We start from the raw sequence: 15,346 nt of genomic DNA, 5'->3' as shown, positions 1-15,346 counted from the left end.
AATGCAAAGGAGATGATGGTGAGCGACGAGGCATACACGCTTGCAATAGATATTGGCGGCACATTCACAGATGTTGTGTTGAGAGAACACGCTTCGGGTGTTTTGTCTGTGGCGAAGGTGTTGACGCAGTCTCCAGACCCTTCGGTCAGTGTGCTGGAAGGCGTGAAAGAGGTGCTTGATGGGGTATCGCCTGGCACGATTTCCCGGGCGGTTCACGGCACGACGCTGGTGACAAACGCGCTGATTGAGCGCAGGGGGGCTAAGACCGGATTGATTGCGACAGCGGGTTTTCGCGATGCGCTGGAAATCGGGCGGGAGGGGCGTTACGATATCTACGATTTGTTTTTGAAATTGCCCGAACCGCTCGTTGAAAGGCGGTTGCGCGTTGAGGTGCGGGAGCGGCTGTACGCGCGCGGCGAGGTGATGACGCCATTAAATGAAGATGATGTGGTCAAAGCCTGCGGGGTGTTGCGCGAAGCCGGAGTGGAGGCGGTCGCTATTGTGTTTTTGCACGCTTATGTCAATCCCGATCACGAGCGTCGTGCTGAGGAGATTGTGCGTTCTCTTATGCCCGATGTAGGCATTTCGGTTTCGCACAAGGTTGCCGCCGAACTTCGAGAATTTGAGCGCACTTCCACGACTGTGGCAAATGCTTATGTGCAGCCTATGGTGGAAAAATATCTCGCGCGTTTGGAAGATGGGTTAAAGGCGCTGGAGATTTTGGCACCGCTTCATATTATGCTGTCAAACGGCGGGTCGTGTTCTGTCCAGACCGCAGTGCGTTTTCCCGTGCGTCTCGTAGAATCCGGTCCATGCGGCGGCGCACTTGCCGCGGCGCATTACGGCAATCGATCGGGGTATGGGCAGATTCTCGCGTTTGATATGGGGGGCACGACGGCAAAGGCCATTTTGAGCGAAAATGGGGCGTTTCCCATTACGACTGAATCGGAGGTCGCACGGGTTTATCGCTTCAAGCGCGGTAGCGGGTTGCCCTTGCTCGTCCCCGTGCTCGATATGATCGAAATAGGAGCTGGTGGGGGCAGTATCGCGCATGCGAGTGAATTGGGTTTGCCCACGGTTGGGCCGCAAAGTGCGGGGGCAGATCCCGGGCCTGCCTGTTATGCGCGCGGGGGGCAGTTGCCTACGGTGACGGATGCCGATCTCTTGTTGGGCTATTTAAATGCCGGATATTTTTTGGGCGGGCAAATGGATCTGGATGTGGATTGCGCTGCGGATGTGGTCGATGAATTTGCGCGATTTACCGGACTGGATCGCGTGCGTGCCGCACAGGGTATTCACGATTTGGTGAATGAAAATATGGCGAATGCAGCGCGGGTTCACGCTGCCGAGCGGGGGATTGATTTAAATGGATACGCGCTTGTGGCAACGGGTGGGGCTGGGCCTGTACACGCATGCGGGGTTGCGATGCGATTGGGGATTGACCGGGTGATTGTGCCGCCAGCTGCGGGTGTGGGATCGGCTTTTGGTTTGATGCTCGCGCCGATTGCTTTTGATTATGTGCGGAGTTTTGTGTCGCGGATCGCCGCGTTGGATCGCGAGGTTGTCAATAAGCTCTATGGGGAGATGGAAGACGAGGGTCGCGCGCTCGTGAGAGAGGCAGGAGTCGATGACTCTGAGATTCACGTGGTGCGCACGGCAGATATGCGATATGTGGGGCAAGGGCACGAGATAAGCGTTCCAGTGCCTCTGGGAGAATTCACTGAAAGTTCCGATAGTGCGCTTCAAGCGGCTTTTGATGCGTCTTATACAAAATTATACGGACGTCTGTGTGAGGGCGTTCCCGTTGAGGCTATCCACTGGCGTGTGACGGTTTCGGGACCAGAGCCGGAAATTTGCGATGTTGGGTCCTTTGGAGAAGTCACTGGTGATCCTGTTCCCGAGGGACAGCGCGATGTTCTTTTTCCTGAGGGGAAATACGGGACTGCGGTTTACAGGCGAGAGAAACTTGGACGAGGGGTTATTTTGAAAGGTCCCGCGATTGTCGAGGAGGTTGAATCCACTACGGTATTGCCGCCCGGATGGGTGTTGCAGGTCGATGATACGGGTAATCTGATTCTCATCAGGGAGGATGTATGACGGGGTGCGAGATCGATGCGGTTGAGCTGGAAGTGCTTTGGAATCGCCTTATTTCTATTGTGAATGAGCAGGCAGCAGCGCTGATGCACGCTTCTTTTACAACGGTGGTGCGCGAGGCCGGTGATTTGTCTGCGGGGGTGTTTGACCGCGGGGGCAACATGCTGGCGCAAGCGGTGACGGGGACGCCGGGGCATATCAATACAATGGCGAATTGCGTGCGGCATTTCGTGAAAGTGTATCCGATTGACACGCTGAAACCCGGCGATAGTTTGCTCACCAATGATCCGTGGATGGGGTCGGGGCATTTGCACGATATTACGGTTGTCACGCCGGTTTTTTATCGGGGCAGAGGTGTGGGGTGGTTTGCCAATACCTGCCATGCCATGGATATTGGCGGTCGCACGCTGGGTGCCGGTGCACGTCAGGTGTATGAAGAGGGCCTGAATATCCCGATTATGAAATTGTTTAGCGAAGGGGAGATCAATCGCGATTTGATCGCAATTGTACGGGCAAATGTGCGCGAGCCAGATCAGGTCGTTGGCGATTTGTACGCGCAACAGGCGGGGAATGATGTAGGGGCTGTCAAGTTGCTTCAGGCGCTGGAACATTACGATCTCGCGGATCTGGAAGGGTTGTCGGAACTGATTTTAGATCGGTCAGAAGCGGCAACTCGAGAGGCGATTTCGGAGATTGCAAATGGCGTGTATGAGGATGAGGTGAAACTCGATGGGTACGATAGACCGCTGGTTATTCGCGCAAAAGTTATTGTCAAAGATCGCAGTTTGGTTGTTGATTATACGGGCACGTCGCCACAGGTAGATCGCGGGATTAATGTGGTGTACAATTATACGCATGCCTATACGACTTATCCCTTGAAATGCGCCATTAGTCCGCATATTCCCAATAATGAAGGCAGTTTTCGTCCCATAACAGTTACGGCACCCGAGGGATGTATTTTAAATGCGCAATTTCCATGTGCTGTGGGTGCGCGGCACCTGGTTGGGCATTTTCTTTCGCAACCGCTGTTTGGAGCGCTTTCTCAGGCGATTCCCGATCGCGTGATTGCCGATGGGTCGGCTGGGCTTTGGAATACGCAACTGGAGGGTATAGGTCGCATGGGTGAACGCTTTGCGTATATCTTTTTTTCCGCAGGTGGTATGGGCGCGCGTCCCGGCGATGATGGGATTTCGGCGACGGCTTTTCCCAGCGGGATTAAGGGCGTGCCTGCCGAAGCGATTGAGTCCGTGTCGCCGGTGATTATGCACAGGCGCGCGTTGATTCCCGATTCTGGCGGTGCGGGTACTTTTAGAGGTGGCCTGGGGCAGGAGATGGTTTTGTCTGTTGACTCCGATCATCCCACGCTGCATTCGTGTATGTACGATCGCACGCGCTATGCACCGCGCGGTTTTCTGGGGGGACGCGATGGCAGGCGCGGCGAACTTTTTTTGTCGGATGGCACTGTTTTGCCGCCAAAGGGGCGCTATGATCTCCAACCCGGGCAGTCGGTGACATTGCGTATTCCGGGCGGTGGAGGCTATGGAGCACCTTTTGAACGCGATCCCAAAAGGGTGGTGGAGGATGTCAAACAGGAGCGACTATCGATCGAAGCTGCGCGAGACGCTTATGGGGTGGCGATTACGGCTGATCTCGAGGTGGATGTTGAGGAGACCGCTGTTTTGAGGAAAAAAATAAATGAATAAAAAAAAGGACCAGACATATTCTCCTGTGGCATTGTGGCTGGCGTGGAAGCGCATTTTTGCTTTTGCCCGGCCATACCTGTTTCGACTCGTTCTGGGGCTGGTATTTACCGCATTTTCCACAGGTGTGTGGCTGTTGATTCCACTGGGCTTGCGGTCGCTATTGGATTCTGTGTTCGAGCAGGGGGATAGACACCAGTTGGATTTGCTGGCGCTTGGCATGCTGGTGCTGTTTGTGCTTCAGTCGCTTTTGCACGTGGGGAGTCATTACTGGATTTCCTGGGTGGGTGAGCGCGTGGTGACGGATCTGCGCAAGAAGGTTTACGCGCATTTGCATCTTTTGGGGCTTCGCTTTTATGCCGATCACAGGTTGGGCGAACTCATGTCGCGCCTGACCAATGATGTGGGGGCTATCAGAAATGCCGCGACGGGTGCTATTTCGCAGGTTTTGATGACGGGGATTTCGGCTGTTGGTTCTGTAGGGGCTATGGTTTTTCTCAATTGGCGATTGAGTCTGGTGGTGTTTGCAGCCGCGCCAGTTGCCGCTGTTGGGACGCGCTATTTTGGACAGCGCATCCGCGAGTTATCTCGTACGGTGCAGGATCGGTTGGGCGATACGACTGCGATTGCCGAAGAAGCCCTGTCGGCTGTGCGGGTTGTCAAGGCGTTTGCACGCGAAGTTTTTGAGGTGAATCGATATGGCGAGGCAAACGAAGATTTGTTTCGCACGTCGCGCTATCGCGTGATTATGGAAGCGGTTTTTTCAGCTTGTATCGCATTTCTTTTTATGATGGCGCTGGTGGTGATTTTCTGGTACGGAGGCACAGAGGTGCTGGCCGGACGTTTGTCGGCGGGCGATCTGGTGGCGTTTATTTTTTACGCGATGAATATTGCCCGATCCGTGATGGGTATTTCGCGTCTTTATGCGTCCTTGAATTCTGCTGTGGGTGCGTCAGAACACATTTTTGAGTTGCTCGAGTCGCGACCGGAGATTGCCGATGGCGATGGTGCGCTTCCGCTTGCAGATGTTCGCGGCGCAGTGGCGTTTGAAGATGTTTGGTTTGGATATCAACCCGACCGCCCGGTAATCAAGGGGGTTTCATTTGAGACCCTGCCTGGGCAAACAATAGCACTTGTGGGGGCGAGTGGCGCGGGTAAGACGACGCTGATGAATCTGATTCCGAGATTTTACGATGCGACCTCTGGGGTTGTGCGCGTGGATGGTGTGGATGTGCGAGATGTGCAGATTGTATCGCTGCGCGAACAGATCGCGCTGGTATCACAGGATGTGGATTTGTTCGGTACTTCTATTGGCGAAAATATCCGATACGGGCGATTGGATGCGACGGATGATGAGGTCGAGCAGGCGGCGCGAGATGCGAATGCCCACGATTTTATTGTGGATTTGCCAGATGGATACGGCGCGTTGGTTGGGGAAAAGGGCGTGAAATTGAGTGGGGGACAGCGGCAGAGGGTTGCGATTGCGCGTGCTCTGTTGCGAGACGCGCGCATTTTGTTGCTGGATGAGGCGACTTCATCGCTGGATTCTGCTTCTGAGGCACAGGTGCAACAGGCACTGGAACGGTTGATGGCGGGACGCACGACGTTTATTATTGCACATCGGTTGTCAACGGTGCAACACGCGGATTGCATTCTGGTGCTGGATCAGGGCGAGATTGTGCAGCGCGGGACACATGGGGCGTTGTTTGATAGGGGTGGGGTTTATCGCGAGTTGTGCGATTTGCAATTTCGGAATATGGAAATTGGCGAAGATAAGATTATCTGACCGTTGTCATCTGGATCTGGTCAATCTGCTGGTGCAGGTCTTGCACTGCCGGGTAAATTTGCTTGTGTACGCGGTTGTAAATTCTGTTGTAATGGGCGACCTGTTCGGGTATGGGGTGAACGGTCTGCATGGGGGTGTCGAGCGTGTGCAGGGCATCGGCAACGTCTGCGTAAACACCTGTGCCCAATCCCGCGAGCACTGCCGCGCCCAGAGCGGTTGCTTCATCCATTTCGGCGAGGGCGATGGGCTGGTCGAGAACGGTGGCTTTGATTTGCATGAGGAGTTGGTTGCGTATGCCTCCGCCGATTGCGACGATATTTTTTGTTTCGGGCACGCCGGGATGAGATTTGGACTCGTCGATAATATGGCGCATTTCCAGAGATAGACCTTCGAGGATTGCTCGGAAGAGCGTACCTCGGTTGGCGTCGGGTGTCAGGCCAATAAATGTTCCGCGCGCTATGGCTTCTGCATGGGGCGGGTTGGTAAAGCGCAGTTGTGGGAGAAAGCCAACGCCGAGGCTACCGGGGGGCGATTTGCTCGCTTCGGAAATTAAGGTGTTATAATCTGCGTCTTCGCCAAATAAACTGCGGAACCACTCGATGCTCGCACCGCTTGTAAACAATCCGCCGAGGAAGTAATATTGGTCGGGTGCGACATGCGCGCCTATGGTGAAGTTTTGACGGCCTATTTGCGGGTCTGTAAGCGGCTGAGAAATGGGCAGGCACATGGCTTCTGCGGTGCCCAGAGAATTGAGCATTGTTCCCGGTTCTGTAACACCAACGGCAAGTGCGCCACAAATATGGTCGTGTCCACCAGCGCATATTCGCGTGTGCAGGGGCAGGCCGGTTTCGCGTGCGATGTTGGGAAGAATGGTGCCCAGGTCTGTTCCTGCATTGCAAAGCGGTGCGAAGAGATTTGGCGAAAGACGGACTTCACTGAGGATGTCGTTTGCCCATTGTCGCCTGTGGAGGTCAAAGGCAAGGGTGCGAGAGGCGAGGGAATAGTCGGTGGCGGGTATGTCCGATAATCGAAAGGCAATATAATCGGCTGTGTTGAGCCAGGTGGCGGTTCGCGCAAAGGCTTCGGGCTGATGTTCGCGTATCCAGAGGATTTTGCACAGGCTGGAAATGGGTTGTAGTGGAAGCCCTGTAAGCGAGAAGAGTTCGTCGCGGTCAAAGGTTTTTCGCAATTGCTCGCATTGTGGGCGGGTGCGCTGGTCAAACCACGCAATTGCATGGCCCGTTGGATTTCCGCTCCTGTCGATTGGGACGCCTGTTTCTCCAATGCTCGCGGTGGCTATGCCCGCGATGTTGGCGGGGTTGTCGATTTGTGCAACAGTATCTTTCAGGACGTTGCTCACGGTTTTCCAGAGTTCATCGGGTTTGTAATACGCCCATTCTGGCTGTGGATGATGCGTGGGCGTTTTGGCCTGTGCGCGGGCGATTTCGCGACCTCGAGGATCAAAGATCAAGGCTTTGATGTTGGTGGTTCCAACGTCGATGCCGATGAGTAAAGGGTCGGAGGATTTTTTTGTGTTCATGGTTGGCTCTTTATTGGATGATAGGGTAGGTTGTGGTTATATTATATTGAAGTATTTCAGTTGTCAAAGACAAATGGATGTTTTACCAGAGAAGGAGTGATGAGATGGACAAGATAGGGTTTGTCGGTTTGGGAATTATGGGTAAGCCTATGTGTCACAATCTATTGAAGGCCGGTTTTGATGTGACGTTTTATGCGCGGCGAGATGAGGTCGTGGCCGAGATGGAGGGCGCGGGGGCGACTTATGTGCCTTCGTCACAGGCGGTGGGCGAGGCAACGGATATTATTATTACGATTGTGACGGCTGATCCCGAGGTGCGCGAGGTCATTTTGGGCGATCAGGGGGTTTTGACCGGGGCGTCAAAGGGAGATCTCATTGTAGATATGAGTACGATTTCGCCGCTGACGATTCAGGGTGTGGCAGAGGAGGCATCGCAAAAAGGGGTTCGCGTGATGGATGCGCCAGTGAGTGGCGGAGATATTGGGGCGATTAACGGTACGCTGACTATTATTGCGGGTGGGGCAAAGGCCGATTTTGATCGCTGTAAGGGGATTTTTGACGCGATGGGCAATAGCGAGAATATTTTTCATGTGGGGGATGTCGGCGTGGGGCAAACGGTTAAAATTGTCAATCAGTTGCTCGGCGGTATTACGATGGCGGCGATTGCAGAGGGGCTTACATTGGGCGTTAAAGCAGGTGCTGATCCCGAGGTGATGCGGCAGGTGATTAGCGTGAGTTCGGGGAATTCATCGGCTTTTCAGGCGCGTGTTGCAGATTTTGTGTTCAAGGATGATTACGCGCCGGGGTTTATGCTCGATTTGATGAAGAAGGATATTGGTATTGGCGTGGAGATGGGACGCGCAATGAATGTGCCCGTGCCCCTGGGAGCCGTGGCTTATCAGATGTATGCGGCCGCCAGTAGCCTGGGTGCTGGTGCACTCGATTTTTCAGCCGTGACAAAGACTATTGAGACCCTGTCGGGTATTAAGATCAGCGATGCGTGATTAAAGACTGGACAGGGGGCGCGGTCTGCATTATTTTTGGTGCGATTGATCAGGACTGCAATATCTATTACAGGAGGAATAAATGGCGATTCCACAGGAAGATTATTTGGGTATTACGGATTATAAGGTCGTGGGGACGCGGCCCGTGCGGCACGATGGCGCAGATAAGGTGACGGGCAGGGCGATTTACGGTACGGACCTCAATTTGCCCGATATGTTGCATGCCAGAGTTTTGCGAAGCCCGCATGCACACGCTCGGATTAAGTCGATTGATACGAGCAAGGCCGAAGCGCTTGAAGGCGTGCGCGCGGTTGTTACAGGGCAGGATTTGGCGCTCAATGCCGAGGAGCAGTTGGCCGATTTGGGCGAAGAGGTGGTGCGCGTTAAAGATATGTGTGCGGCAGTGTTGGCACGCGAGAAGGTGCTCTATCAGGGGTATCCCGTGGCGGCGGTGGCGGCGACCAATGTCCATATTGCCGAAGAAGCGCTGGATTTGATTGAAGTAGAGTACGAGGTGTTGCCCCATGTGCTGGATGTGCGGGAGGCGATGAAGGATGATGCCCCTCTGGTACATGAAGATCAGAGAACCAATTCGATGGGCGAGAGGAGCGAGAATTTCAGCAATGTGGCGTCGCATTTTCGCACGGAATTGGGCGATATCGAACAGGGATTTGCCGAAGCCGATGTGATTGTCGAGCGCGAGTTTCTCACGGATATGGTGCATCAGGGCTATATTGAACCGCAAAATGCCACGGTGTTGTGGAATGCCGATGGCGTGGTGACGATCTGGTGCAGCAATCAGGGTGCGTTTGGCGTGCGGGATCAGACTGCGAGAATTTTGGGCATTCCCGTGTCGCAAATTAAGGTTGTGCCCCTGGAGATTGGCGGGGGATTTGGCGGGAAGATCAAAGCGTATTTGGAACCGATTGCCGCGCTGTTGTCGAGAAAGACCGGGCATCCGGTGAAAATGATTATGACCCGCACTGAGGTCTTGCAGGCGACTGGCCCGACGTCGGGTTCGTGGATTCGGGTTAAGATGGGGGCGACCAATGATGGCAAGCTCGTTGCTGCCGAGAGTGAGTTGGTGTATGAGGCTGGGGCTTTTTCTGGCAGTCCCGTGGGCGCGGGCGCGCGCAATATGCTGGCGCCTTATGTGATTCCACATGTTCTGGTGGATGGTTATGATGTGGTGAACAACAAGCCTTCCTCTTCGGCTTATCGGGCGCCGGGCACGACGAATGCGGCTTTTGCCGTTGAAACGGTGGTGGATGAACTCGCCGAGAAATTGGGGGCCGATCCGCTGGAATTTCGGTTGAGCAATTCTGCAAAAGAAGGCACGCGCCGCGCAGATGGCCCTGTGAATAAGCGCATTGGGCACGAGGAATGTGTTCGCGCTGCGGTCTCTTCTAACCACTATCAAACGGTGCTCAATGGAAAATATCGCGGTCGCGGTGTGGCGTCTGGTTTCTGGGGCAATGGGGGCGGTGTTTCGAGTGCGGCTGCGAGTGTGAATGACGATGGCACGATCAATCTGGTGGAGGGATCGACAGATATTGGGGGTACGCGCACGTCGGTTGCGATGCAGATGGCCGAAGTGCTGGGTATTTCAGAGCAACAGATTCGTCCACAGGTGGGCGATACGGATTCGATTGGCTATACGGGTGTGACAGGTGGTTCGCGCACGACATTTGCTACTGGTTGGGCGGCTTATAAATGCGCGCAGGATATCAAAGAGCAGATGATGGCGCGTGCGGCGATCCTTTGGGAGATTTCCGAGGATGATGTCGAGTTCGATCAGGCTGTGTTCCGCTCGAAGTCCGATCCGTCGAAGTCGATTACGTTTAAAGATCTGGCGGCCAAGCTCGATTCAACGGGTGGGCCGGTGATGGGGCGCGCCACGGCAAAACCCACAGGTGTTGGAGGTGCTTATGCGGTGGCGATTGTGGATGTGGAGGTTGATCCCGATACGGGCAAAGTAGATATTTTGCGTGCGTCGATTTTCCAGGATGCGGGGAAAGCGATTTATCCGCCTTATGTGGAGGGGCAGATGCAGGGCGGCGTGGCGCAGGCGATTGGTTGGGCGCTCAATGAAGAGTATGTGTACGACGAAGATGGCATTTTGCGGAATAGCAGCTTGTTGGATTATCGCATGCCGACGTGTTTGGATTTGCCGATGATTGATGCGCATATTGTCGAGGTTCCCAATCCGGGGCATCCTTACGGTGTGCGCGGGGTGGGAGAGGTGCCGATTGTGCCACCCACAGCAGCGGTTGCCAATGCGATTTACGATGCGATTGGCCTGCGTCTGACAGAGTTGCCCATGTCGCCTCCGCGCGTGTTGGAAGCCTGGTGGGATAAAAACGGTGGAAACGGCTCGGCCTGAGAGGGCCTGAGATACAGGAGTTTGACTATGCCTGAAGTGTGGATTCCTTCGCTGATGCGCAAATTGACCGATGGGCAGGAGAAGGTGGTTGTTGGTGGCAATACCTTGCGAGAGGTGATCGAAAATCTGGATGCACAATTTCCCGGTATTAAAGATCGGGTGGTGTACGAGGATTATCGGATTGCACCTGGACTGGCTGTTGCGATTGATGGCGTTGTCACCGAAGAGGGTTTGCGGACGCAAATACCCCCCAATAGCGAGGTTCATTTCGTGACGTCGATTGCAGGTGGGTAATGGGGGAGGAGGAATTATATGTCCATATCAAAACCACGGTACAGCAAAGAGGAATTCGCGCGACGCGGCGATGAGATTTATGACCGAGACATAAGGCCTCATATTGAACCTGCCGATGAAGGCAAATTTGTGGTTATCGACATCGAGACGGGAGAATATGAGGTTGATCGAGATGAACTGGCTGCATCCGACCGGCTTCTTGCCCGCAGATTAGATGCACAAATGTGGACAAGACGTATTGGATCCCGGTATGCTCGCCACTTTGGGCCTCGTTACGAGGCGAGTGGGGCATGATAACCGGTCATGTTACTGTATATCGCGAGGCTGTTATATCTCTGAGCGTGCAAGGATCTGAAGGTCAAAGCAGGGAGATCGATGCAGTTATCGACACGGGATTCAATGGCTTCTTGACGCTTCCAGCATCGCTTATTCAGGAACTGGGTCTTGTTTGGCGTCGGCGGGGGCGGGCTATGCTGGCTGACGGTAGTGATAGTCTTTTCGATATCTACGAAGCTACCGTTACATGGGATGATAGGCCCCGACGAATTGCTGTGGACGAAGTAAACAGTGATCCACTTATTGGCATGTCCCTGCTCTACGGCTATGAGTTGACTGTTCAAGTCGTAGATGGAGGCCGTGTGGTTATCAATCCGCTGCCGTAGGGGCCAAAAGGCAATTTCAAGGTCTCAAAAAAGCCCTGTGATTGAGAGTTCACGGGGCTTTTTTATTAGGAATTATATACAAAAGGGCCGAGGAAAAGATTGAGGTTTCTTGAAGGAATTAAATATGGGTACTATACTGTATTTATGAGGTATTCATTCGATATACAATAGTGCCAGCAAATGAAAGGAGTTTTACATGAGACAGATTATTGTTTTGTGTTTTCTTGCTATATGTGTTCCGTCAGAGTCCTTTGGCGAAGGAATTTTTGGACTCAAAAAAGGAATGACGCTGGAAAAAATAAAAAAATTAGACTTTGGACATATAAAACAATATGAGGATGAATCTAATCTTTTTTTTGTTGAGCAACCCAAAAAGCCACAAGGCGCAGACTATGTGTACTTTGTAATGATACCAGAAATGGGATTGATGAAAGTTCGTTTTTCTTGGGTGATAGAGGCTAATTCTTATGGGGACGAGTTAAAAAGGAAGTTTAATGAATTGGAAAGCATATTGTCTAAAAAATATGGCGAAGGAGAGAAAATTGATTTGCTAAAGCCGGATGCTGTTTGGGATAAACCCAGAGATTATATGGAAAGTTTAGAAAATAACGAGAGAGAGTTATCCTGGTATTCAATAGATATTCCTTATCCAAATAAAGCGGAGGTTGAGGTTGTTGTAATGGAGGCTGGGGCAAGTAGGAATCCAATTTTGTTTCTTACTGACCGTCTTTATGAAGGTTTTGTAAATTTAGATTATTATTTTCAAGGGTTTCATGATTATTTAGAGAGGGAAAATTCACAGTTTTAATTGATTAGTGTTAAAAGAAGCGTTGCAACAGTCAAAATTGGTGTAAAATCAATTATTTTCAATAGTTTATAGTAAATTTTACAGTGTGTTATATGAAAAAATATTGGGAAAAAAGAAAAAGGCAAAAATCTATACTATCAGCGATAGAAGAATTAGATAGTGGGTACGGTTGTTATGGGGCAGATATAGTGAGAAAACTTGGCGAAGAGACAGGTGCAAAAAATGAGTTTAAAATGGCAAAGGATTTATGGGGACTAAAGGACAAAGGTCTTGTTGATTTCCGATTAACTGGCAGTAACGATTTGGATCAAGTTCTGCGTAATATCCGAGTGACACCGAAAGGTCGAAAAAAGTGGTTGTTATATCGTGATGATATAACGTCTGTTTCTGCGATTGTTGCTGCTATTGCGTCTGTCATTGGAATCGTTTTGACTTTTTTAAATTAGGATGATTGGTTACTGGAATATAGAATTTTCTAAATGTATTAGAATGGGTTTATGACGGCCAGTACTTTTTTGAAATTCCTCGGACACTTTGTATATAATTCCCTTTTTATTGTAGTGTGTGGATTAGAAGTCACGCATCACTTTACGTAATAAATCGAATCCAAAAATGCTGCCCGTGCCCGCCAGACCTGTAACTCAATTTTGGATTTGGGACACGGAGCATTCCCCCACGTTGATTCCTTAATTCGTTCTATAATCGAATCCCAATATGCCTCATAAGTGACGCTTTTTTTTATAGAAAAATCTTGGCACAATCGCTCTTGGTTGTTTTTGGTCAAACACACGAAGATGTCAGGTCGCTTCAGGGTCAGCAAGCGGGTTGCGGTAGCAATCCCATGCCTTCCTTCTGGGAATGCTTTGAGGTACTCATCAATGTATTTGAGATACATATTTTTTGAAATGTAGCCTGACGCTGGTATTAAATCAAGTGCTTGTGATAAATGTTTATCATTGTTGTTGATTACATTTTGAAACTTCCCTGCTCCTCTCATACTCCCGAACAATAGGTAGTTCACACCATCATCGCTCCCGTCAATTAAACCGGCTATCTTTCGTCGATTAATGTCGTTCATATCGCAGAAGTGGACGTGGTTATCGAATAGATTTCTCGCGCTCTGAATGACTTTCAAGCGTGTTTCCAGGCAGATTTTTTCTTTTTTAAAATACTTATTTTCCACCTTGATACAATTGAAGTATTCCCGCCATGTCTTGCTCAGGACTGGTATTTCTAAAGGGGATTTTCCTCCGTCACCCTGATCAGTGTTTTCAAGACCAAATTTTCCCTCGAGTTTCTGCACTATCGGCCGTTTCCGCTTCCACGCTTGTCTGTAGGCTTCTAAGTCGCTTTTGTCAAGTATAGGTGTTTTTCTCCAATATTTATCCAAAGCATCGAACAATTCCGCCTGGGTATCAGAGCTATCACGGTCCTCATCTGTAACCAGGATAGCTACTTCATCGTTCCTTTCAAATCCGCCGCGGGTAAGGTTGGCACTGCCGATGATACATTCCCAGCGGTTGGAACTCATTTGGAAGTAGTACACCTTTGGGTGAAAGACCTCATCCGTGGCTTTGATGAAATGGACATTCTTGTGCGTGATAAATGATTCGATAAAATCTGGATGAGTTTGATAAAAATGCGTACCCACGATCATTCTTTCGATCTTTGCTTTGTGTGTTTTTAATAGATCGAAGACCTTGAATCCAATCGTGGCCCAGGCAACGGCAATTTGGCAGGAGGAACATTCTGCAAGAAGTCGAGTTATTTCCCTATTGATCTCGCAGGATGTCGTTAGAATTTTCATGAGAGATTACTTGTTTTCTAATATGGTATAGAGTCATAATCGCTGTTTCTTTATGAATCCAGATTTGCGTTTTGGTACTGGATAGCTGACTGCTGATGGCCGACTGCTGAACGCCGATCGCTAACTACAAAACCGCCGCACCATTTCTGAGAAGGTATCCACAGCTTGATGGAGTTGTTCGATTTCGATCCATTCATCAATGGTGTGTGCCTGTTGAATATTGCCGGGGCCGAGTACGACGAGTTCCATGGTCTTGCCAAAGATCATGCCATCGGTGCCATAAGCTACGGTTTTGGGTTCGTTCTTATTTGTGACGGAGAGGGCTTCTTGCACGATGCGAGATTCCACCGGGGTGTGGAGTGGAGCGAGGCCGTCGTAGATATCGACGTGGACTTCGCGTTCTTCGGCCAGTGTTCTGATTCTGTCGAGCAAGGGCGCGAAATCCTGTCCCGGCATGGGGCGCATGTTGAGGGTTGCCCCGCTTTCTGGCGTGGTGATGTTCGATGCTTGTTCCCCCCCGTGTATGACGGTGTTGAGGGTGGCGTGTGGGGGTGTGAAGGCGTGGTTAAGGTATTTTTCGTCGGTTTGGAGTTCGCGGTCTATGGCGAGCATGTCGTTGAGGAAGGGGATGAGTTTGTGATTGGCGTTGATGCCTGTTCCCGTGCTGCTGTGCGTGGCTTTTCCCGTGGCTGTGACGCTGATTTTGACCGAGCCTTTATGGGCGTGTACCACGTCGAGCAGGGTCGGTTCGCCAATAATGCCGTAGCGCACATCGGATTCTTTTAATACCTCGGATTTTTGGGCGACGACATCGGCGCCTCCGCAGTTGATTTCTTCATCTCCGGTGACAACCACGTAGATGGGGTGTTTGAGTTCGTTGATGGAGAAACGGCTTGCCGTGGCGATCATGCAGGCGACCGAACCTTTCATGTCGGCTACGCCGCGTCCGTAAATGCGGGAGCCCTTTTCGACGACTTCAAAGGGGTCCCAGGCCCACCCTTCGGCGGGTACGACGTCGTTGTGTCCCATCAGGGCGAGGCCACCGGTGCCATTTCCTTTTTTTCCGACGAGGTTCAGTTTGGGAACGCCGCTGGGGTCTGTGTAGGGGATGCGTTCGACCGCGAGGCCAGCTTTGCGCATACTTTCTGCCATGGCATTTGAGCAATCTACGTTGCTCAAATAGCTGGTTGAGTTGAAGGATACAGATTCGCGCGTGAGTTGTACGGAGTCCATAAGGTTTCTTTCCCGATTATGGCTGAATGGGGTAG

Annotated in this window: 13 protein-coding genes; 10 read left to right on the top strand and 3 right to left on the bottom strand. The window is 51.5% G+C overall.

All coding sequences use genetic code 11. From position 1 onward, the window contains the following. The first annotated feature begins 18 nt into the window (after positions 1-18). The 3 genes from OXG87_17710 to OXG87_17700 are packed head-to-tail and all read left to right on the top strand — an operon-like array spanning position 19 to position 5,580. Positions 19-2,097 carry a hydantoinase/oxoprolinase family protein gene (locus OXG87_17710; protein ID MCY3871390.1) on the top strand — a complete coding sequence of 693 codons (2,079 nt, stop codon included), beginning with the start codon at positions 19-21 and terminating at the stop codon, positions 2,095-2,097. Then, positions 2,094-3,797: a hydantoinase B/oxoprolinase family protein gene (locus OXG87_17705; GenBank protein MCY3871389.1), complete on the top strand. Its 1,704-nt coding sequence runs from the start codon at positions 2,094-2,096 to the stop codon at positions 3,795-3,797. The genes OXG87_17710 and OXG87_17705 overlap by 4 nt, the downstream gene beginning before the upstream one ends. Then, complete coding sequence (locus OXG87_17700) at positions 3,790-5,580, top strand: ABC transporter transmembrane domain-containing protein (protein ID MCY3871388.1); 1,791 nt, start codon at positions 3,790-3,792, stop codon at positions 5,578-5,580. Before OXG87_17705 ends, OXG87_17700 begins: the two co-directional genes overlap by 8 nt. Here the strand turns inward: OXG87_17700 and OXG87_17695 are convergent. Beyond that, positions 5,573-7,120, bottom strand: a complete 1,548-nt coding sequence (locus tag OXG87_17695) for an FGGY family carbohydrate kinase (protein MCY3871387.1) — start codon at positions 7,118-7,120, stop codon at positions 5,573-5,575. The two genes, OXG87_17700 and OXG87_17695, sit on opposite strands and share 8 nt — an antisense overlap. A gap of 104 nt (positions 7,121-7,224) precedes the next feature. On the opposite strand from OXG87_17695, the gene OXG87_17690 reads away from it, so the two are divergent. From OXG87_17690 to OXG87_17660, 7 genes are all read left to right on the top strand, one after another. Continuing rightward, positions 7,225-8,124: an NAD(P)-dependent oxidoreductase gene (locus OXG87_17690; protein MCY3871386.1), complete on the top strand. Its 900-nt coding sequence runs from the start codon at positions 7,225-7,227 to the stop codon at positions 8,122-8,124. An 82-nt stretch (positions 8,125-8,206) separates the two neighbouring features. Next, positions 8,207-10,507, top strand: a complete 2,301-nt coding sequence (locus OXG87_17685) for a xanthine dehydrogenase family protein molybdopterin-binding subunit (protein MCY3871385.1) — start codon at positions 8,207-8,209, stop codon at positions 10,505-10,507. Between the two features lie 27 nt (positions 10,508-10,534). Continuing rightward, the gene (locus OXG87_17680; GenBank protein ID MCY3871384.1) at positions 10,535-10,801 is read left to right on the top strand and encodes a MoaD/ThiS family protein; all 267 of its coding nucleotides are present in this window, start codon (positions 10,535-10,537) and stop codon (positions 10,799-10,801) included. A gap of 18 nt (positions 10,802-10,819) precedes the next feature. Continuing rightward, positions 10,820-11,095, top strand: a complete 276-nt coding sequence (locus OXG87_17675; protein MCY3871383.1) for a hypothetical protein — start codon at positions 10,820-10,822, stop codon at positions 11,093-11,095. Next, on the top strand, positions 11,092-11,463 hold the full coding sequence (locus tag OXG87_17670) for a clan AA aspartic protease (GenBank protein MCY3871382.1): 372 nt from the start codon (positions 11,092-11,094) through the stop codon (positions 11,461-11,463). The genes OXG87_17675 and OXG87_17670 overlap by 4 nt, the downstream gene beginning before the upstream one ends. A 196-nt stretch (positions 11,464-11,659) precedes the next feature. Beyond that, the gene (locus OXG87_17665; GenBank protein MCY3871381.1) at positions 11,660-12,271 is read left to right on the top strand and encodes a hypothetical protein; all 612 of its coding nucleotides are present in this window, start codon (positions 11,660-11,662) and stop codon (positions 12,269-12,271) included. 92 nt (positions 12,272-12,363) lie between these two features. Continuing rightward, positions 12,364-12,717 carry a hypothetical protein gene (locus tag OXG87_17660; protein MCY3871380.1) on the top strand — a complete coding sequence of 118 codons (354 nt, stop codon included), beginning with the start codon at positions 12,364-12,366 and terminating at the stop codon, positions 12,715-12,717. Between the two features lie 137 nt (positions 12,718-12,854). Here the strand turns inward: OXG87_17660 and OXG87_17655 are convergent, their stop codons facing one another. Both OXG87_17655 and OXG87_17650 read right to left on the bottom strand, forming a co-directional pair. Further along, complete coding sequence (locus OXG87_17655) at positions 12,855-14,078, bottom strand: phospholipase D-like domain-containing protein (GenBank protein ID MCY3871379.1); 1,224 nt, start codon at positions 14,076-14,078, stop codon at positions 12,855-12,857. A 120-nt stretch (positions 14,079-14,198) separates the two neighbouring features. Beyond that, positions 14,199-15,346 (bottom strand): M20/M25/M40 family metallo-hydrolase (locus tag OXG87_17650; protein MCY3871378.1); only part of this gene is annotated, 1,148 nt, incomplete at its 5' end.

The sequence above is a fragment of the Gemmatimonadota bacterium genome (assembly GCA_026706845.1).
Lineage (GTDB): Bacteria > Latescibacterota > UBA2968 > UBA2968 > UBA2968 > VXRD01.
Note: the sequence above shows the minus strand (reverse complement) of the source record. Positions and strands in the feature narration are given on the sequence as shown.